This window comes from Marilutibacter chinensis (genome assembly GCF_021725675.1).
Taxonomy (GTDB): Bacteria; Pseudomonadota; Gammaproteobacteria; order Xanthomonadales; family Xanthomonadaceae; genus Marilutibacter; species Marilutibacter chinensis.
In genome coordinates, this window is the sequence record NZ_JAKJPO010000010.1 from 53,706 (window position 1) to 73,603 (window position 19,898).

At 70.0% G+C, this 19,898-nt stretch carries 18 protein-coding genes; 12 read left to right on the forward strand and 6 right to left on the reverse strand.

Features of this window, described 5'->3' with window-relative positions:
- Positions 1-34 precede the first annotated feature (34 nt).
- From L3V18_RS14540 to L3V18_RS14555, 4 genes are all read left to right on the forward strand, one after another.
- Positions 35-1,015, forward strand: a complete 981-nt coding sequence (locus L3V18_RS14540; protein WP_237053647.1) for an SPOR domain-containing protein — start codon at positions 35-37, stop codon at positions 1,013-1,015.
- A gap of 34 nt (positions 1,016-1,049) precedes the next feature.
- Positions 1,050-1,937 carry a CvpA family protein gene (locus tag L3V18_RS14545; protein ID WP_237053646.1) on the forward strand — a complete coding sequence of 296 codons (888 nt, stop codon included), beginning with the start codon at positions 1,050-1,052 and terminating at the stop codon, positions 1,935-1,937.
- A gap of 300 nt (positions 1,938-2,237) precedes the next feature.
- Entirely contained in the window at positions 2,238-3,707 is a 1,470-nt protein-coding gene (gene purF, locus L3V18_RS14550; RefSeq protein WP_237053645.1) for an amidophosphoribosyltransferase, read from the forward strand.
- Between the two features lie 28 nt (positions 3,708-3,735).
- Positions 3,736-4,548, forward strand: a complete 813-nt coding sequence (locus L3V18_RS14555; protein WP_237053644.1) for a ferritin-like domain-containing protein — start codon at positions 3,736-3,738, stop codon at positions 4,546-4,548.
- 9 nt (positions 4,549-4,557) lie between these two features.
- Here the strand turns inward: L3V18_RS14555 and L3V18_RS14560 are convergent, their stop codons facing one another.
- Complete coding sequence (locus L3V18_RS14560) at positions 4,558-4,752, reverse strand: hypothetical protein (protein WP_237053643.1); 195 nt, start codon at positions 4,750-4,752, stop codon at positions 4,558-4,560.
- 37 nt (positions 4,753-4,789) lie between these two features.
- The gene (lpxH, locus tag L3V18_RS14565) at positions 4,790-5,536 is read right to left on the reverse strand and encodes a UDP-2,3-diacylglucosamine diphosphatase (protein ID WP_237053642.1); all 747 of its coding nucleotides are present in this window, start codon (positions 5,534-5,536) and stop codon (positions 4,790-4,792) included.
- A 129-nt stretch (positions 5,537-5,665) separates the two neighbouring features.
- On the opposite strand from lpxH, the gene gltX reads away from it, so the two are divergent.
- The 3 genes from gltX to L3V18_RS14580 all read left to right on the forward strand — a co-directional run bounded on the left by gltX (position 5,666) and on the right by L3V18_RS14580 (position 8,292).
- The gene (gltX, locus tag L3V18_RS14570) at positions 5,666-7,072 is read left to right on the forward strand and encodes a glutamate--tRNA ligase (protein WP_237053641.1); all 1,407 of its coding nucleotides are present in this window, start codon (positions 5,666-5,668) and stop codon (positions 7,070-7,072) included.
- A 9-nt stretch (positions 7,073-7,081) separates the two neighbouring features.
- Complete coding sequence (locus L3V18_RS14575; protein ID WP_237053640.1) at positions 7,082-7,567, forward strand: transcriptional repressor; 486 nt, start codon at positions 7,082-7,084, stop codon at positions 7,565-7,567.
- A 149-nt stretch (positions 7,568-7,716) separates the two neighbouring features.
- Positions 7,717-8,292 carry a hypothetical protein gene (locus tag L3V18_RS14580; protein ID WP_237053639.1) on the forward strand — a complete coding sequence of 192 codons (576 nt, stop codon included), beginning with the start codon at positions 7,717-7,719 and terminating at the stop codon, positions 8,290-8,292.
- 55 nt (positions 8,293-8,347) lie between these two features.
- Here L3V18_RS14580 and L3V18_RS14585 read toward each other — a convergent pair whose 3' ends face one another.
- Positions 8,348-10,555 (reverse strand): TonB-dependent receptor, encoded by a 2,208-nt coding sequence (locus L3V18_RS14585; protein ID WP_237053638.1) that lies wholly within the window; start codon positions 10,553-10,555, stop codon positions 8,348-8,350.
- Positions 10,556-10,635: 80 nt separating this feature from the next.
- On the opposite strand from L3V18_RS14585, the gene L3V18_RS14590 reads away from it, so the two are divergent.
- Complete coding sequence (locus L3V18_RS14590; RefSeq protein ID WP_237053637.1) at positions 10,636-11,058, forward strand: MerC domain-containing protein; 423 nt, start codon at positions 10,636-10,638, stop codon at positions 11,056-11,058.
- 291 nt (positions 11,059-11,349) lie between these two features.
- Positions 11,350-11,538, forward strand: coding sequence for a 30S ribosomal protein THX (locus L3V18_RS14595; protein WP_237053636.1), 189 nt, complete (start codon positions 11,350-11,352; stop codon positions 11,536-11,538).
- 149 nt (positions 11,539-11,687) lie between these two features.
- On the opposite strand, the gene L3V18_RS14600 is transcribed toward L3V18_RS14595, so the two are convergent.
- Positions 11,688-12,809: a hypothetical protein gene (locus tag L3V18_RS14600; protein WP_237053635.1), complete on the reverse strand. Its 1,122-nt coding sequence runs from the start codon at positions 12,807-12,809 to the stop codon at positions 11,688-11,690.
- Positions 12,810-12,936: 127 nt separating this feature from the next.
- On the opposite strand from L3V18_RS14600, the gene L3V18_RS14605 reads away from it, so the two are divergent.
- On the forward strand, positions 12,937-13,878 hold the full coding sequence (locus L3V18_RS14605; protein WP_237053634.1) for a LysR substrate-binding domain-containing protein: 942 nt from the start codon (positions 12,937-12,939) through the stop codon (positions 13,876-13,878).
- A gap of 8 nt (positions 13,879-13,886) precedes the next feature.
- Here L3V18_RS14605 and hutI read toward each other — a convergent pair whose 3' ends face one another.
- Complete coding sequence (hutI, locus tag L3V18_RS14610; protein WP_237053633.1) at positions 13,887-15,134, reverse strand: imidazolonepropionase; 1,248 nt, start codon at positions 15,132-15,134, stop codon at positions 13,887-13,889.
- Positions 15,127-16,491: a chloride channel protein gene (locus L3V18_RS14615; RefSeq protein WP_237053632.1), complete on the reverse strand. Its 1,365-nt coding sequence runs from the start codon at positions 16,489-16,491 to the stop codon at positions 15,127-15,129. Before L3V18_RS14615 ends, hutI begins: the two co-directional genes overlap by 8 nt.
- A 111-nt stretch (positions 16,492-16,602) precedes the next feature.
- On the opposite strand from L3V18_RS14615, the gene L3V18_RS14620 reads away from it, so the two are divergent.
- On the forward strand, positions 16,603-18,051 hold the full coding sequence (locus L3V18_RS14620) for a formimidoylglutamate deiminase (RefSeq protein WP_237053631.1): 1,449 nt from the start codon (positions 16,603-16,605) through the stop codon (positions 18,049-18,051).
- A 143-nt stretch (positions 18,052-18,194) separates the two neighbouring features.
- A complete protein-coding gene (locus L3V18_RS14625; RefSeq protein ID WP_237053630.1) occupies positions 18,195-19,895 on the forward strand; it encodes a serine hydrolase in 1,701 nt (566 codons plus the stop codon).
- Positions 19,896-19,898 lie beyond the last annotated feature (3 nt).

The following is a 19,898-nucleotide window of genomic DNA, read 5'->3' on the forward strand; positions in this document are numbered from 1 at the left end:
TGCGGGACTCCGAACAGCCTCCTGGACCTGCCTAGTGGAACCTGCCCTGAAACAGCGCATGATCGGCGCGATCGTCCTGGTCGCGCTCGCCGTGATCTTCCTGCCGATGCTGATCAAGGGCCCGGCTCCCGAAAGCGGAGTGGCCGACATCCCGCTCGATGCGCCCGAAGCGCCGCAGGGCGAATTCGAAACCCGCGAGCTGCCGCTGGTCGCGCCTGGCGACGCGCCGGCTGGCGGCGTCGTCGGCATGGACCCGGAGAGCGGCGACGGGCGACTGCCGACCGTCGAGGCCGGCGATTCGACCGAGGCCGGTGGCGACGCGATGATGCCCGCCACCACCGCCGGCGGCGACTACGCGGTGAGCTTCGGTACCTATTCCAGTTCGCGCGACGCCGAGATGGTCATCGTCGCGCTGAAAGGCGCGCGTCTGCCCGGCTACCAGGAAACGGTGGCCGGCGATGATGGTCGCGCCCTGTACCGCGTGCGGATCGGGCCGTTCGCGACCCAGGCCGATGCCGAGGCCGCACGGGTGCGCGCTGGCGGTGTCCACGGCGGAGTCGTGCCGCGGGTGATCGCACTGAATGCCGATGCCGCCACTCCGGCCGGGTCGCCGCTGGCCGCCGGACCGGCGGCGCCCGAGCCGCCTCCCGAACCGGCTCCCGCTCCCGCAGCCGAACCGGCTGCCCCGCGCGGGACCGCGACAGCCCGGGAAGAACGACCCGGGCAGCAGGCTCCGGCGGCGGCGCCCGCAACTCGGCCCGCTGCGCCGGTTGCCGCCGCGGTGGGCTTCGCGGTGCAACTGGGTGCGTTCAGCCATGCGGAAGAGGCCGGCAAGCTGCGCGATCGCGCGCGCGCGGCCGGCTTCACCGCGTTCATCGAACAGGTCAACACCGACAAGGGCACGCTCAGCCGCGTGCGGGTCGGACCGGTTGCCAGTCGTGGTGAGGCGGAACAGTTGAAGGCACAGGTCGCCGCCCGGCTGGGCATTGCCGGGATCGTGCGGCCGCATCCGTGAGAAGGATTCTCCCGACGTCAGAAGGAGCTGGACAATGACGGCGATCGATTGGGTACTGCTGGCGATCGTGGCGATATCGGCCCTGCTCGGGCTGATGCGCGGTTTCGTCGGCGTGATGCTGTCGCTGGTGTCGTGGGTGCTGGCCGGCGCGGTCGCCTATGGCTTCGGCGACGATGCCGCGGTGATGCTGGCCGAGACCGCGAACCCGAGCATGGGCTACGTCGTCGGCGGCTACGTGCTGTGCTTCGGCACCGTGCTGGTGTCGGTGAAACTGCTGAGCTGGTTCATCCGGCGGCTGCTCGAATCGGTCGGCCTGTCGAGCCTGGACCGTGGCCTCGGACTGGCGTTCGGCGTGCTGCGCGGCGCGCTGTTCGCATGCGCGCTGGTGCTGCTGATGGGCTTCACTTCGTTGCCGGGCGATGCCCAGTGGCACCGGTCGCAGACCATCCCGTTGTTCGAGCCGGGCGCGCGCTGGCTGCGTGACCTGCTGCCGGCGGCGATCGCACAGCAGGTCAGCTTCGACAGCGCAGGTCCGTTGTCCGGCGACAGGCTGCGTCAGCAGAGCCGCGCGCTGGGGCCGCTGGTCGATGGCGGCGGCATGCTCGGCCAGGATCCGAACGAACTGTTGCGCTCGCTGGGCGGTCGGTCGGCGGACCATGGCGCTGCTCCTGCCGGACAGGCGCTGCCGCTGCCGTTGCCGGACCTGCAGAACCTGCCGGACCTGCAGGGCCTGGATGGCCTGCAGAGCCTGGAGGATCTGATGCCGCGTCCTGACGGGTCGCCACCGCGGGCCGGCAACGCGCCGGCACCCGCGGTGGATCCGGCCAACGTCGACGCCGGCAACGGCCTGGGCGGACAGGCCTACGATCCGGCGGCGGTGGATGGTCCATCGTCGGGGCCATCACCGCAACGCTCCAGGTAAACTAGCGGCCGCGGCCGGCGCGATCATCGCGGGTGGCGCGACCCCGGGGCGCCCTGGGGATTGCGCGCATCATGGATGGGCACCGGTCGCCCGCACGGCGTTCCGCATCGCCGGTGCGGATGCCGGTCGCACGGCGGCAGGCCGGACCGATCCGCGGAGCGGATCGGCGCGTGCGGATCGGACACGCGAGTGCCGATCCTGCCGGGCAAGCTCGGGTTCCGGCCCGTCTTGCGACGTCCGGGCGAATCCGGGATGGATCCGCCCAGGCCCTCCTTCATCACCCAGCAGGACATACGCGCCATGTGCGGCATTATCGGTATCGTCGGCCAGAACGACGTCGCGGCCCAGTTGTACGACGGACTCACGGTGCTGCAGCACCGCGGCCAGGATGCGGCCGGCATCGCCACCGCCGAAGGCACGCGGCTGCGCGTGCACAAGGGCAATGGCCTGGTCCGAGACGTGTTCGACCAGGCCTCGATGCAGTTGCTGCGTGGGCGCATCGGCATCGGGCACTGCCGCTATCCCACCGCCGGCAGCGAGGGTTCCGACGAGGCGCAGCCGTTCTACGTGAACTCGCCGTTCGGCATCGTGCTCGCGCACAACGGCAACCTGATCAACACCGAGGCGCTGCGCGACGAGGTGTTCGCCCAGGACCGCCGCAACGTCAATACCGAGTCGGACTCGGAAGTGCTGCTGAACGTGTTCGCGCACGAGCTGGACATGCAGAAGGCGCTCAGCCCGGCGGCGGTGTTCAAGGCGATCGAGGGCGTGCACCGGCGCTGCGTCGGCGGCTACGCGGTGGTCGCGGCGGTGCTCGGGCTCGGCCTGGTCGCGTTCCGCGATCCGCACGGCATCCGCCCGCTGGTGCTCGGCCGGCGCAGCAAGGACGGCCGCGACGAGTACGCGGTCGCCAGCGAGTCGGTCGCGCTCGACCTGACCGGTTTCGAGCGCGTGCGCGACGTGCGTCCGGGCGAGGGCGTGGTCGTGACCGAGGACGGCCAGCTGTTCGCCCAGGCCTGTTCCGAGGAACTGCCGCATACGCCGTGCCTGTTCGAGTACGTCTACTTCGCGCGGCCGGATTCGATGATGGACGACGTCTCGGTGCACAAGGCGCGCATGCGCATGGGCCAGACCCTGGGCGAGAAGATCCTGCGCCTGCGTCCGGATCACGACATCGACACCGTGATCCCGATCCCGGACTCCTCGCGCGACGCCGCGCTGGAGGTGGCCAACGTGCTCGGGGTGAAGTACCGCGAGGGCTTCATCAAGAACCGCTACGTCGGCCGCACCTTCATCATGCCCGGCCAGAGCGAGCGCGCGAAGTCGGTGCGCCGCAAGCTCAATCCGATCCCGCTGGAGTTCCGCAACCGCGTGGTGCTGCTGGTCGACGACTCGATCGTTCGCGGCACCACCAGCCAGCAGATCGTGCAGATGGCGCGCGAGGCCGGTGCGCGCAAGGTCTACCTCGCCTCCGCCGCGCCGCCCGTGCGGCACCCGAACATCTACGGCATCGACATGCCCACCCGCGAGGAGCTGATCGCCTACGGCCGCGACGAACGCGAGATCGAGGCGCTGCTGGGTTGCGACTGGCTGATATACCAGGACCTCGACGATCTGGAGCAGGCGGTATCGGGCCCGAAGCACCGGATCGCCCGTTTCGACTCCTCCTGTTTCAACGGCGAGTACATCACCGGCACCGCCGACGACTACTTCGAGCGGGTCAGGCATCTGCGTTCGGACGAAGCCAAGACCCGTCGACGCGCGTCGTGATCCGGCTGCGGCCGACGACGATGCGGGGATGCGCCGCGTGATCTCCCTGTTCGACGCCGCGCTTGCTTGCCTGGACGCCGACGCGCCCGACGAAAAGGTCGCGTCGACCCTCGCCCATGCCGAAGCGTTCGCACGCGGCGAGCGGCCGGTCGTCGTGGATGCGCCGCCACCGGAACCGATCCGCATGCCGGGCCGCCCCGCGCGCCCGCGGCTGGTTCATCCGCGCGAACTGCCGCGGCGCGGACCCGGTACCGACGAGGGGCGGGCGGCCTTCATCCATGCGATCGCCCATATCGAATTCAACGCGATCGATCTGGCCTGGGATGCTGTCTACCGCTTCCGCGGACTGCCCGATGCGTACTATGCCGACTGGGTATCGGTCGCCGCCGACGAGGCCCGCCACTTCCGAATGCTGCGTACGCGGCTGCGCGAGCTCGGCCGCGACTACGGCGACTTCGACGCGCACAACGGCCTGTGGGAGATGGCCGAGAAGACCGCGCACGATGGCCTGTCCCGGATGGCGCTGGTGCCGCGCGTGCTGGAGGCGCGCGGGCTGGACGTGACGCCGGGCATGATCGTGAAGCTGCGCGCGCTCGGCGACGAGGCCACCGCCGGGATACTGGAGGTGATCCTGCGCGAGGAGATCGCCCATGTCGCCGCCGGTTCGCGCTGGTTCAAGTGGTACTGCGAGCGGGCCGGCGTCGATCCGGCGACACGCTTCCGCGAACTGCTGGCCGAATACGCGCGCGCGGTGCTGTACGGCCCGTTCAATCTGTCCGCGCGCAGTGCCGCGGGCTTCAGCGACGAGGAGCTGGAGGCGTTGGCGCGGGCCACCGGTTGAGCGGGGCCGTCACTCCGGGTGGAAGTGGAGGTACATGCAGTACAGCCCGCCGAGGATCGTGTGCCAGACGACGACCTTGAAGACCCATCCGTCGTCCTCGACGTTGAATCCGGCCTTCCCGAATCGCGAGAAGAACGTGATTTCGCCGCGAACGAGACCCGTCAGGCCGAACAGGATCAGGATGGCGCCCGCAAGCAGATACATCGCAATACCTCCTTGTCGTCACGTCATGGACTGACGGTCACGGCAGTGGCAGGCCTTCCAGCCGGGCGCCATCACGGTCGACGCGCAGCACCGAGCCCTGTTCGTACCAGTCCCCCAGCACGATGCGCCGGCAGGCGTGGCCGTCGACGTCGAGCTCGTGCACCGCAGGGCGGTGGGTATGGCCGTGGATCAGGGTATCGATGCCGAAACGGTGCAGGGTCTCGCGTACGGCCACCGGAGACACGTCGGTGATGGTCTCGAACCGGCCGCGGTCGCCGTCCTTCATCTCCGATTGCCGCCGCATGCTGGCCTCGCGCGCCTGCTGCGCGAACGCCAGCCTGGCCTGCAACGGCTGCGCCAGGAACCGGGCCTGCCAGTGCGGGTCGCGCACCTGGGCGCGGAACTGCTGGTAGGCGGTGTCGTCGGTGCACAGCAGGTCGCCGTGCATCAGCAGGACGGGGCGTCCGTACAGCATGATCACGGCCGGGTCCGGCAGCACGACCATTCCGGCGCGGCGGGCGTAGGCGTCGCCGAGCAGGAAGTCGCGGTTGCCGCGGATGAAGAACACCGGCACGCCCGAATCGACCAGCGTCCTGACCTCGGATGCGACGGTTGCGCCGACATCGGACGGATCGTCGTCGCCCACCCAGGCCTCGAACAGGTCGCCGAGGATGTACAGCGCATCGGCATCGCGGGCCTCGCCGCGCAGGAATGCGACGAACACGGCGGTGATGTCCGGGCGCTCGGGATCGAGATGCAGGTCGGAAATGAAGAGAGTGGTCATGCGGCGATTGTAGTGGCTGCGGGTTGCCGGCCTGTCGTCGGGCGCCACCCGGACCTTCCCGGGTCCGGCACGGCGAACCGGCAACCCGGTAAAATGATCGACTTGTCCGCCGCCGTCCCAGATCACCGAATGACCACCCGCACCCGTTTCGCTCCCAGTCCCACCGGCTATCTGCACATCGGCGGCGCGCGCACCGCGCTGTACTGCTGGCTGGAGGCGCGCCGCGACGGCGGCCAGTTCGTGCTGCGGGTCGAGGACACCGATCGCGAGCGCAGTACTCAGGGGGCGATCGACGCGATCCTGCAGGCGATGGAGTGGCTCGGGCTGGACTACGACGAGGGTCCCGTCTACCAGACCTCGCGCCTCGATCGCTATCGCGAGGTCGCCGAGCGGATGCTGGCCGACGGCGCCGCCTACTACGCCTACGAGACCCGGGAGGAGCTGGAGGCGATGCGAGAGGCGGCGATGGCCGCCGGCCTGAAGCCCCGCTACAGCGGCGCCGCGCGGGATGCGGGGCTGCCATACCGCGATGATCCGAACCGGGTGATCCGCTTCCGCAACCCGCAAGGCGGCTCGGTGGTGTGGGAGGACAAGGTCAAGGGCCGCATCGAGATCAGCAACGACGAGCTCGACGACCTGGTGATCTTCCGTTCCGATGGCTATCCGACATACAACTTCGCCGTGGTGGTCGACGACATCGACATGGGCATCACCGACGTGGTGCGCGGCGACGATCACGTCAACAACACGCCGCGGCAGATCAACATCTACCGGGCGCTGGGTGCGCCGGTGCCGCATTTCGCGCATCTGCCGATGATCCTCGACGAGCATGGCGCCAAGCTGTCCAAGCGCACAGGCGCGGCCGACGTGATGCAGTACCGCGAGATGGGCTATCTGCCGCATGCGCTGCTGAACTACCTGGTGCGGCTGGGCTGGTCGCATGGCGACCAGGAGATCTTCTCGGTCGCTGAGATGACCCGGCTGTTCGACCTCAAGGACGTCAACGCCAAGGCCTCACGCCTGGATCCGGCCAAGCTGGGCTGGCTGAACCAGCAGTACCTGAAGTCCGACGATCCGGCCGACGTCGCCATGCACCTGGACTGGCACCTGCGCGCGCAGGGTCTGGATCCTTCGAAGGGGCCGGCCGCCGCCGACATCGTGATCGCGTTGCGCGACCGGGTGCAGACGCTGAAGGAGATGGCCGAGCGGGCGAGGGTCTGGTTCCAGCCGTTGACCGAATACGACGACGCGGCCGTCGCCAAGCACCTGACCGACAAGGCGCGGGCGCCGCTGGCCGACGCGCGCCAGCGTATCGCCGCGCTGCCGGAGTGGAGCGCCGAGGCGATCACCGCGGCGCTGCAGGCGACTGCGCAGGCGCTGGAGATCGGCATGGGCAAGGTCGCCCAGCCGATGCGGGTGGCGATCACCGGAACCCAGGTCAGCCCCGACATCGGCCACACGGTGTACCTGTGCGGCCGCGACGAGGCGCTGGCGCGTATCGACGCCGCGCTTGCAAAAATGCCCAAAGCGCCCTAAATCAGGATCATGGATGCGCCGCACGCCTGCACCGACCCCAAGCACCACGTCCACGACGCCGCCGGTTTCGTGCGCGAGGTCGAGCGGCTGTGCAAACAGCGCGGCCTGCGCCTGACCCCGATCCGCGCGCATGCGCTGCAGCTGATCGCCGATGCCGGGCGTCCGGTCAAGGCGTACGACCTGCTCGACCAGATGAAGGCGACCCACGATTCGGCGGCGCCGCCGACGATCTATCGCGCGCTGGACTTCCTGCTCGAGCACGGCTTCATCCACAAACTCGCGTCGATCAACGCCTTTGTCGGATGCCATCATCCGGGCGCCGAGGCGCACGCGGTGCCGTTCCTGATCTGCGACAAGTGCCAGTCCGCGACGGAGCTGGAAGACGAGGAGATCGTCGCCTCGCTCGACCGGCGTGCCCGCGCGCTGGGCTTCACTCCGCAGGCGCAGACGCTGGAAGTGCACGGCATCTGCGCCGGGTGCGCGCCAGGGAGCTGAGCCCCGGCCGGGCCGTCCCTCGCGCGCGGCAACGATTTCCTAACCACGCCGCCGGAGACGCCGGCTAGAGTGCGCCGGTCATCGTCGCGACCGGAGCAAGGATGCACTGCGGACAGGACAGGCGGGACCAGCTGGCACGGATCGCGTTGATGGCCTTCGTCGCCGGCCTGCACCTGTACGCGTCGTGGTGGCTGCTGTTCCGGTTCCAGCTCCAGGTGCCGATGTCCGCCAATGTGGATGACGAGCCGGTGCTGCTTGTCCGTTTCATATCCAGGGCGCCTACCGAACCGGAAGTCGGGACGACGGCTGCGCCGGCTGCCGTATCGCCGGCACGGGCGAGGATCGCCCACACCCCCGAGTCGCCATCGCGGCCAGTGCCGGGGGAGACCTCGGCGGTGTTCCTGCCGTCAGGCGACACGCCGGCACCGCAACGGCCGCTGGATCTGTCGGTGCCCGGGTCCGACGAACCAACCGGATTCGCAAGGCCCGATCCTCTGGCCTCGCGCGCCACGCTCGATCCGCGCAGCACGCGTTTCGCCGACGACTGGGCGACCGACGGCGACGCGGTCGAGAAACTGAAGGAGGACTCGGTGGTCGCGCGGACCCTGCTCGGTCTGTTCGGCGGCCGCGACAGCTGCACCGCGAAGGCGATCCGCGAGCGCCGCAGGGACTGCGTAGGCGCCGATCACCAGCCTGGGCTGCACGAGGCGTTGCAGGGACGTTGAACGCAGAACGGGCGCCACCTCGCAGCGGCGCCCGTGGATTTCTGCAGAGGGCGGATCAGAAGAACGCGCGTACGCCGAACGCGATCCCGCGACCCGGCAGCGGTGCAAGGTCCTTCAGGAACGAGGTATGCGCGCGCGCCTCCTCGTCGAGCAGATTGGTGCCGTCGACGAACACCTCCCAGGCGCCGCCGGACGCGGTGTCCATGTGCCAGGCCAGATGGGCGTCGACCAGGGTGTAGCCCGGCGTCGACTCCTCGTTCTCGGCGACATCGTCCTGTTCGGCATAGCGGGTCGCACCCAGCGAAGCGCGCCACGCGCCCATCGCCCAGCGCAGCTCTCCGCCGACGCGGGCGGGAGCGATCCGCGGCAGGTTGCCGCCACGCGCCAGCGCCGCGGTGTAGTCGTGGGTGTGGTCGCCGTGGGGCACGGAGATGTCGAAATCGCGGGTACCGCTTCCGCTCAGCTCGCCGCGCACGACGTCGCCGAACACGCGCAGGTCCCAGCTGCCGCTGGCGTTGTCGGCGAAATTCCAGCTGCCTTCGGCCTCGGCACCGTTGAAGCGCGCATCGTCCTGTGCCCACACCCGCACCGGACCGCCGTCGTCGATACCGGTATCGGCCAGGTAGATGAAGTCGTCGAAGCGTGCGTGGTAGATCGATGCGCCGAGCCTGAACGGTCCGCGATGCCAGTGCAGGCCCAGTTCGGCGCGGTTGGCGGTCTCCACGTCGAGGTCCGGGTTGCCCAGTTCGACGCTCGCGGTGGCCACGTGCAGGCCGTTGGAATACAGCTCTTCGGCGGTGGGTGCACGCTGTGCGCGGTCGAGGCCGAAGGACAGGTGGAAGTCCGGGCTGACGTTCCAGCGCATCGAGGCCGACAGGCTGGTGGTGTTGAAATCGCGATCGGGGCCGATCGCCTCGGCCTCGTCGATGTCGATGCGGTTGCGGTCGTGGCGCGCGCCGAGCTCGAACTTCAGGGCGCCGAACTCGCGCTGACCGATCCAGAACAGGCCGGCGTCGCGCGACTGCGAGGCCGGCACGAAGGCTTCCTCGCCAATCGCCTGGAAGTCACGCTCCGCCCACTGCAGGCCGATTGCGCCGTCCCAACCCATCAGCGGACGATGGACCAGCTCCAGCCGCGCCTCGGTGCTGTCATTGTCGAACACGGTACCGACTTCGTCGCCTTCGTACTCGGTGTGGGTGTAGTCGGTGTGGGCGATCTTGCCGCGCAGGGAGACGAACGGGCCGATGTCATCGAGGCCACCGCGCAGCTCGGTGCGGCGCTGGTCCATCACGATCCGGACCGGTCCCTCTTCCTCGTGTTCCTCTTCGTCGTGATCGTGGTCGTCGTCATGGTCTTCTTCGTGTTCGTGCGAGTGGCCGGGCACCCCATAGCGGGTGTTGAAGAGGCTGACGCCGACGCCGAGGAAACCGCGCTCGCCGACCCAGGACACGCCCAGTGCGCCGGCATCGGTACGTACCGCGCTGTTGGGCAGAGTGCCGTGGGCACCTTCTTCCTCGTGCCCTTCCTCGCCGTCGTGTTCCTCGTCCTCGTGCGCGTGCTCGCTCTCGGCGAAGCCGGGAATGTCGTAGTCGCCGGTCTCGCGATGCAGGGCGTCGAAATGGAACACGAGGTTGCCGCCGGCGGAGGTGCCGTCAAGGCGGACCATGCCGGTCTTCTCGTCGTTGACGGTGCCGGCGCGCAGTTCGGCACGACCCTCCAGCGGCCTTTCGGTCGCTGCCTCGGGAATTCGCCCGTCGATGACGTTGACCGCGCCGCCGATCGCGCCGCTGCCGTAGAGCAGGGTCGCCGGTCCCTTCAGCACCTCGATCTGGTTGGCCAGGAACGGCTCGATCGTGACCGCGTGGTCGACGCTGACCGTCGACACGTCGCCGGCGCCGAGGCCGTCGCTGAGCACCTGCACGCGCGCGCCATCGAAGCCGCGCACGATCGGTCGGCCGACACCCGGGCCGAAGTACGTCGACTGCACGCCGGGCAGCTTGGAGACGGTCTCGCCGAGCGAGTTGGCCTTGGCCTCGTCGAGCTTCTCGCCGGCCAGTACCTCGACCGGACGGGTCAGGTCCTCGGCAGTACCGGCTAGCGGCGTGGCGCGCACCTGGACCGCGTTCAGATCCACCGGTTCATGTTCGTGTTCCTGATCGGCCGCGGCGTCGGGCGCCGCATGCAGTAATGGAGAGCCGGCCATCAGCGCGGCGGCGAGGGCGATCGACAGGGGGAGGGGGCGTGGAAAGGTGCGGGAAGACATGGGCATCGGGTAAAGTGGCGTACCGGGATAGTCGAAATGTTATACTATAACTATTCGAGATCCAGCCCCTGTCGTACGTCATGCCTCCCTCCCGAATCCGTCTCGCGTTCCGTCGTTTCCTCGACCGTATCGGTGCGATCGGCTCGCTGCTGTGCGCGGTGCACTGCGCGTTGCTGCCGATCCTGATCGCGACCCTGCCTTCGCTGGGCGTGTCCGGCTGGTTCGACGACGGCTTCGAGCTGGCGTTCGTGGTGTTCGCGACCGGGCTGGGTCTGTTCAGCGTCGTCTGGGGTTACCGGCGCCACCGTGCGGTGCGGGCGCTGTCGCTGCTGGTCCCGGGGTTGCTGGTGCTGTGGATCGGCGTGCTGTACCGGCCCCTGCACGAGGCCCTGCTGCCGCACGCGGTGGCGATGACCTTCGGCGGCACCCTGGTCGGCCTGGCGCATCTGGCCAACCTGCGTCTGAACCACGGCCACGTCCACGACGCGACCTGCGCGCATTGAGCCGGTGCTGGGCACCTGGATCGATTCCGGAACCGGCTACCTGGTTGCGCGAATTCCGGGCCGCGGCCCTGCACTTCCTTTGCGGCATGGCACGCCAGGCGTTCGCCGACCCGCGCGGCACTACCGCGCCGTCGGCGCGTCGTCCTTGCCGGGGAAGCCTGGCCCAGGCCCCGGCAGCATCGATTCGCATGCTAAAATGCGCGGTCACGCCTCGTGGCGTATCCCGATAGCGCGTCCTCGCCGACTGCGCGTCATCTTCAACACCATCTCGACAGATTCGGAGCAAGGAACATGGGCAAGGGCGACCGCAAGACCGCCAAGGGCAAGCGTTACAACTCCAGCTATGGCAACGCCCGCTCGCACGCGGCGGTGACCAAGGCGACCGGTTCGGCTTCGGCGCCGGTGGCGAAGAAGGCGACCAAGGTCGCCAAGGCCCCGGCCAAGAAGGTCGTCGCCAAGAAGGCGGCCGCGAAGGAGTAAGCGACGCATCGCCGCACGAGGCGATCCGGCGGGCGGTTCGACAAAGAACGGCGGGCATGGCCCGCCGTTCTGCTTTCCGGCCCCTGTCGGCCGCCTTCCTTTCGCCGACATGCCTCCCACCGGTATGTTCCGCCCGCTTGCGACGGGAGTCAGCCGACGCGGACGAAATCGCTGACCCAGTTCGGTTCCCAGCTCCTGCCGCCGTCGGCCGAGCACGACTGTTCCCAGCGCGCGGAGTCGGCGGCGATATGCGACCAGACCACGCGGGTCTTGACTGGCCGGCCACGCAGGGTGTCGTCGCCGACCAGGACGCGGCGGTCGTCATCGGCGGCGAAGCTTCCGCCCACCGGCGGATCGAGCCGCGACGGGTTGCGGCTGTCGATCCACCAGCTCAGCCACTGGCCTGTACCCGTGTCGTAGCTGCGGACGCTGACCCCGCGCACGTCGCCGCCGGGAAAGTGCATTACGTTGTCGCCGACGTTGCCGTACCCGCCCAGTACCGGCCAGTTGTTCAGGGTGCCGTCGAATTCGTCCCAGTCGTCGCTGCCGACCAGGCGCTCGCGCAGGCGGCGGTTCCGTACCTTCCAGCGGCCGGCGAGAAAACTGAAGTCGGTGGGTGCGCCGGGCAGCATCGGCAACGGGTCCGGCGTTTCGGACGTACGAGTGAACCAGTTGCGCCAGTTCACTTCCCAGGTGGCGCCATCGTCGGGCGAGAACGCCTGTTCCCACCATGGCCGCGGACCGTGGATGTCGTTCCAGCGGAAGCGCATCAGGATCGGCTGTCCGCGAAGAGTGTCGCGGCCGGTGAAGGTGCCGGTATCGCCTTCGAAGCCGCCGCGCACGGCCGGATCGATGCGGGTCGGGTTGCGTCCGTCCAGCCACCAGATCGCCCACTGCGCGGTCTCCGGATCGAACACCCGCAGCCCCAGGCCGCGATAGCTGCCGTCGGGCAGTTCCAGGCTGTTGTCGTCGATCGTCCCCAGCCCGCCCATCGTCAGCCACATCGCGCTGCGCCCGGTGAACTCCTCCCAGCGGGTGTCGCCGACCAGGCGCTCCTTGAGCCGGCGATGATGGACGTCCCAGCTGCCGTGCAGCCAGTCCCAGTCATGCGCATGCGGGACGTCCGGACGGTCGGTCGCGGCCCGTGCGCCACGCATCGCGGGAAACAGGCCGAATGCGGCGGCGCCGCCGGCGAGCGCGGCGGCGGCAAGAAAACGGCGACGGGGTGGCGAAAAGCGGCCGTTGTGCGGTGGGTCGAATGGTGGGTTCATGGCGGCTCCCTGGATGGGCGTCAGCGGCCGCTTGCTGCAGCGGCCGCGGTCGACGCGACGTCCCGATCATGGAAGACCGCCTCGGTGTCGACGATCCGAATTCGGTCCGTTAGGCTAAGTCACACTTATGGTCGGTTACCGTCGCCTGCCGTCGCTGCACTCGATCCGCGCGTTCGAAGCGGCCGCGCGTCTGGGTGGGTTCGCCCAGGCGGCGCGCGAGCTGGATACCTCGGCCGCTTCGGTCAGCTACCACGTGCGCCGGCTCGAGCAGCAGATCGGGGTGCGTTTGTTCCGCCGCCGGCCGCAACGGGTCGAGCTCACCCGCGCCGGCCGGCTGGTGGCGCGGGAAACCAGCAATGCGTTCGCGGCGTTGAGCGCCTGCTTCATCAAGGCCGCAGAGACCGACGAGGCCTGTCTGTCGCTCACCGCGCTGCCGAGCCTGGGCACGAGCTGGCTGACGCCCAGGCTTGGCGGCTTCCGCCGGACGCATCCGGAGATCGCGGTGGAGCTGGACCTTTCGGCGGAGGCGCAGGACCTTGTCGATGGTCCGTTCGACGCGGCGATCCGGAACGGGCACGGCAACTGGAGCGGCCTGCGTGCGCTCGAGCTGTTTCCCAGCATCTTCATGCCGTTGTGCGCTCCCGGCCTTCGTGACGCGGCCGCCGCGATCGACGACCCGCGCATGCCGCTGCCATTGCCGCTACTGGGGCGACCGGACTGGTGGCGGTGCTGGTACCGCGCGCGCGGGCTGCAGGACGTGGCGTTGCCGGGACGCTTCGGGACCAGCTTGTCGGCCGAGTATCTGGACATCGCCGCGGCGGTGGCCGGTCACGGCGTGGCGATCGGTTCGCCAATCCTGTTCCGGGCCGAGCTGGAAGCCGGCCGACTGGTTCCGGCGCACGATTTCGTCGCCGCCGACGGCCGCACGTTCTGGTTCACCTATCCGGTCGCGCGTCACGACAGCTGCAAGATCGCGGCATTCCGGGACTGGCTGCTCGACCAGGCGGCGGATGCGGTGCGCGCCGCACGCCTGCATGTCCGCCGCGCGGTGGTCGCGGCAGTCGACTGAGCCGACGGTCAGGCCACCATCCGCCCGCCGGCGAACACGCCGCGACAGAGGCGGCCGCCGAGCCAGTAGCCGAGCTCGGCCGGGTGGGCGATATCCCACAGCACGAAGTCGGCGCGGGCGCCGATGCGCAGCACGCCGCGGTCGTCCAGGCCCAGCGCGCGCGCGGCGTGCACGGTCGCGCCGCGCAGCGCTTCCCCGGGAGTCAGGCGGAAGTGGGTACAGGCCAGTTGCATCGCCTGACGCAGCGACAGCAGAGGTGCGGTGCCGGGGTTGCAGTCGGTCGCCACCGCCATCGGCACGCCGTGCTCGCGGAACGCATCCAGCGGCGGCAGCTTCGTTTCCCGCAGCACGTGGAAGGCACCCGGCAGCAGCACCGCGACGGTGCCATGCTCCGCCATCGCGCGCACGTTGTCCTGGCTGGTGTACTCGACATGGTCGGCGGACAGGCCGTCGAACGCGGCGGCCAGTCCGGCGCCGCCGAGATCGCTGAGCTGGTCGGCATGCAGCTTGACCGGCAGGCCGAGCGCACGTGCGGCCTCGAATACCCGCCGGGTCTGTTCCGGACTGAAGCCGATGCCCTCGCAGAACGCATCGACCGCGTCGACAAGACCCTCGCCGTGCAGCACCGGCAGCCATTCGATCACCGCGTCGATGTATCCGTCGGCGTCGTCGGCGAACTCGGGCGGCAGCGCATGTGCGGCGAGGCAGGTCGCACGCACCTCGATGCCGAGCACCTCGCCGATGCGACGCGCGACCCGCAGCATCTTGCGCTCGTTGGCGAGATCCAGACCGTAGCCGGACTTGATCTCCAGCGTGGTCACGCCGTCGGCGACCAGCGACTTCGCGCGCGGCAGCGATTGCGCCAGCAGCGCGTCCTCGCTGGCTTCGCGCACCGCATGCACGGTCGACAGGATGCCGCCGCCGGCGCGCGCGATCGCCTCGTAGCTCTCGCCGCGCAGGCGCATCTCGAACTCGCGCGCGCGGTCGCCGGCGAACACCACATGGGTGTGGCAGTCGACCAGGCCGGGGGTGATCCAGCCGTGCGCTTCGATCACCTCGTCGGCGAGCGTGTCCTCGCGGCCGGGCAGGGCGTCGCGCGGGCCGACGTAGGCGAGCCGGCCGTCGCGCCAGCCGAGCGCGGCGTCGCGGATCTCGCCATAACCGTCGGCGCCGTCGAGGGTGGCGAGCGAGACGCCGGTGATCAGGCCGTCCCAGCGGGCGGCCCCGGAATCGGAAGGGTCGGCGGAATCAGTCATCGGAGGGCTTCGGGGTTGGCGGCGGTGTCGGTGGCGGAGCCTGCAGGTGCGGCACCAGGCGTTGCGCGAGCGCCTTGTAGATCGGCGTCGGACAGCACAGGCTGGAACAGGCGCGCGCGATCAGCACGGTGGCGAGGATCGGCAGCAGCAGTTCGTGATTGTCGGTCAATTCCATCGAGATCACCGCCGAGGTCAGCGGCGCCTGGGTCACCCCGGCCAGGTAGGCGCACATGCCCAGCAACACGATCGCGGATGGATCGACGCGCGGAAACAGTCCGGTGAGGTTGTCGCCGAGACCGGCGCCGACCGCCAGCGCGGGCGAGAACAGGCCGCCGGGAATGCCGGCCAGGTAGGAGACCAGGTTGGCGGCGAACTTGGCGATGCCGAACTCCGCGCCGGGGGCGTCGCCGCGCACCAGCAGTGCCTGCGCCTGCTCGTAGCCGGTGCCGAACACGCTGCCGCCGAGCGCGATTCCGAGCGCCGCCAGCAGCAGGCCGCACGCGGTCGCGAACAGCACCGGGCGGTTGCCGCGCAGGCGTCCGAGCCAGCGCGGACGGCCGTCCGCGGCGGCGATCACGATCCGCGAGAACAGCCCGCCGAGCACCCCGCACAGCACGCCGCAGGCGAGGATCGCCAGCCACCCCTCGCCGAACGGCAGACGTGCGCGGATATGGCCGAAATAGGCGTAGTCGCCGAGCACGCCCAGCGATACCACGCCGCCGACGATCACCGCGGTCAGCAGGGTGCCGGAGAAGCGCTGTTCGAACGCGCCGCTGAGCTCCTCGATCGCGAACACCACGCCGGCCAGCGGTGTATTGAACGCGGCGGCGATGCCGGCCGCTCCACCGGCGAGCAGGAAACGCGAGGCCTGGTAGGGATCGCTGTAGCCGACGCGCCTGCCGATCGCGTGCATGATGCCGGCGCCGACGTGCACGGTCGGGCCTTCCCGTCCGACCGAGGCGCCGCCCAGCAGCGACACCACGGTCAGCAGCAGCTTCAGCGCGGACACCTTCAGCGACAGCTGCGCGGCGCGGAAGTCGTCGCGGCCGATCCGCAGCGATGCGATCACCTGCGGGATGCCGCTGCCGCGTGTCGCGGCCAGACCTCCGCAGGTCGCCCAGGCCAGCGCGGCGAAGGTCGCCGGCGTCAGTGCCAGCGCCCACCACGGCGAGTGTGCGCTGATCGCGACGAACACGCCGAACGCCGCGTCGCCGACCTTGGCGAATGCGATCGCCGCCAGCGCCACCGCAACCGCGCCGCCCCACAGCGCCAGTCGCCGCTTCCAGGCCTCGCGCGACCACAGCAGGGCCGGGCCGTCTCCATCGGGATCGGGCGAAGGGAAAGCGCGGGAAGCCATCGGCGCATTGTAGGTCATGCTTCGGGTGCCCCGGCCCCGCATTTCAGCCGATGCGCGGCAAATGCGCGACAATCGTGGTCGCCCCCTTACGAACCGATACGACCGCCGCCGATGACCCGCAACTCGATTCCCGCCGGCATGTACTGGAGTCCCGACGACCACCGCGGGAGCGGCTGGCGCGCGGGGATGCGCGCGGAGGTCGACGGGCACGGACGCATCGCCCGGCTCCAGCCGGTACAGGCCGGCACGCATTTCAGCCGACACGCGTCGGACCGGATCCTCGTGCCCGGCGTCGCCAACCTGCACTCGCATGCGTTCCAGCGGGCGATGGCCGGAATGGCGGAACGGCAGACCCGCGATCGCCGGGAGGCCGTCGCCGACTCGTTCTGGACCTGGCGCGAGACGATGTACCGCTTCGCCGCGCGCTTCACGCCCGACACCCTGTACGCGGTCGCCGCGCAGCTTTACGCGGAGATGCTCGAGGCCGGCTACACCACGGTCTGCGAATTCCACTACCTGCACCATGCGCCCGACGGGCGCCCGTACTCGGATCCGGCGGCGATGTCGCAGGCGCTGGTCGCGGCTGCGCGTGACACCGGCATCCGCATGACCCTGTTGCCGGTGCTGTACATGACCGCCGGCTTCGACGGCGCCCCGCTCGGCGAACGCCAGCGTCGCTTCGGGCACGACGTCGATGCCTACCTGCACCTGGTCGACAGCCTGTGCGAGGACGTCGCGAGCTACGGTGCCGTGGACGGTGTCCACCGCGGCGGAACCCATCACGGCATGCTGCACGTCGGTTGTGCCATGCACAGCCTGCGCGCGGTGCCGCCGGATGCGATGCGTGCCGTGCTTGCCGCGTTGCCGCCGGCGATGCCGGTCCACATCCATATCGCCGAGCAGGTGGCCGAGGTCGAGGATTGCGTCGCGATGCGCGGAGCGCGGCCGGTGCAATGGCTGCTCGACAATGCCGCGGTGGATGCCCGCTGGACCCTGGTCCACGCGACCCACCTGGATGCCGCCGAAACGGCCGGGGTCGCGCGCAGCGGCGCGACCGTCGCGATCTGCCCGACCACCGAAGCCAATCTCGGCGACGGCCTGTTCCCGCTGCGGGATTTCCTGGACGCCGGCGGCCGCTGGGGAATCGGTTCGGATTCGCACATCTCGGTGTCGCCGGTCGAGGAACTGAGGTGGCTCGAGTACGGACAGCGGCTGGTCACCCGCCGCCGCAACATCACGGTGGGCGCCGAGACGCCCAGCGTCGGCGATGCCCTGATGCGGGGCGTCGCGGCCAGCGCCGCGTCGGCGTCCGGCCACGCGATCGGTTTGCTGGCCGCCGGTCAGGCCGCCGACGCGGTGGTGCTGGACGGCGCCGCCGCGCAGTTGACCGGCGCGACCGTCGACGATCTGCTCGACCGCTGGATCTTCAGCGGCAACCGCAATCTCGTCGACGAGGTGTACGTGGCCGGCCGGCGCGTGGTCGACGGCGGCCGCCACCGCGACCGCGATGCAATCGCCACCCGTTACCGCGACGCGCTAGCCGTGCTGATGCGGGACTGACGGCGCGACCCGGCCCCGAGCGGCGTTTCGCGACCCGGGAGCGGCCTTCGTCGGGGACTGGTGGGGTTTCGTCGCACGCCACGGCAGGCCGCACGGAGGCCGGGCAGGCTGGCAGCGTCCCCAATCAGCAAGGAGTGCCGACGATGAGCCCGAACCGCCCCAGGACCGTTTCTTCCCTCGTCGCCCCGCTGCTGGCGGCGGCGCTGGCGGTGCCTGCGGGCGCCTGCGCCGCCAGTCCATCGGCTGCGACCGGCGGCGACGCATTGAGGACGACCGTCGAAAAGCGCCTGCTCGGCGACCGCACCGGCGCCTGCTTCGCGGTCGCGGTGATCGACGGAACCGGCGACGGCGATTTCGACGTGCGCCGGACCTTTGCCTGCGCCGATGGCAGCACGGCTCCGAGGATCGGGCCGGCCAGCGCGTTCGAGATCGGTTCGGTCACCAAGACGATGACCGCCGCCCTGCTTGCCGGATTGATCGAGGCCGGTCAGGCCGATCTGGACGATCCGCTCGCAGGCTATCTGCCCGGCGACGTGCGGGTCCCGACATTCGAGGGCCAGCCGGTCCGGCTGCGTCACCTGGTCACCCATACCAGCGGGCTGCCGGCGCTGCCGCCCGGCGTCGAAATGTCGGATCCCACCGATCCGTACGCGGCGATCACGGCGGATGATCTGCTGGCCGCGCTTGGCCGCAGCACGCTTGCGCAGGCGCCTGGCGAGCGTTTCGAGTACTCCAACTTCGCTTCGATGCTGCTGTCGTATGCGATCGCCCGCCGCGCCGGTGAGGATCTGGAAACGCTGCTCGACACGCGCGTCTTCACCCCGCTCGGGATGGGCGGCGCCTACATCAACGATCGTCCGCAAGGCATCGAAGAGGCGGCCGGGCACCTGCCGAGCGGCAAGGTCACGCCGGCCTGGCGCTTCCGGACCGACCTGGCCGGAGTGGGCGGCGTGCGCGCCACCCTCGACGACATGGTCGCCTATGTGCGCGGCCAGCTCGGCGCCGCACCGGAGCCGCTCGCGGCCGCGATCGGACTGACCCAGCAGCCGCTGTCGACGCCATCGGCGCAGCCGATCGCGATGAACTGGATGCTGGCGCCGCTGGACGGTCGGACGGTGCACGCACACGAGGGCGGCACCGGAGGCTTTTCCTCGTTCGTCGCCTTCGACCGTGAACGCCGCCGCGGCGTGATCGTGTTGTCGGACACCGCGATGACGACGCTGGGCGGACTCGGCAGCCTCGGCCAGCATCTGCTCGATGCGCGCCTGCCGCTCGGCGCGCCGCGCAAGGCGACGGCCGCTCCGCCGACGCTGATCGAAGCGCTGGTCGGCGACTGGCAACTGCAGGGCGGACCGGCGATGACGCTGCGGCGCAACGGCGATGCGCTGGAAATCCAGGCGACCGGCCAGCCTGCGTTCGCGATGGGTTACGACAGTGCCGGCGACTTCTATCCGCTCGCCTTCGATGCGTTGCTCTCGCCGCAGAAAGGCGCCGATGGCAGCTACCGCTTCGTCTGGCACCAGGGCGGCGGCGTGCTGGCGGCGCGTCGGATCGACGCCAACGCCGACGCCGCGCCGACGCTCACCGCGGAAGCGCTGGAGGCATACGCCGGCGAGTATCCACTCGATCCGACCGACCTGGTGCTCAGCGTGCGGGTGCAGGGCGACGCCCTGTTCGCGCAGGCTACCGGGCAGGGGGCGTTTCCGTTGACGCCTGTGAAGGACGACGTGTTCGAGGCGGCCGCGTACGGGATCGAGATCCGCTTCCGGCGCGGCGACGACGGCGCGGTCGACGGCCTGACCCTGCTGCAGGGCGGGCAGACCCTGCGTGGCGTGCGACGCTGACAT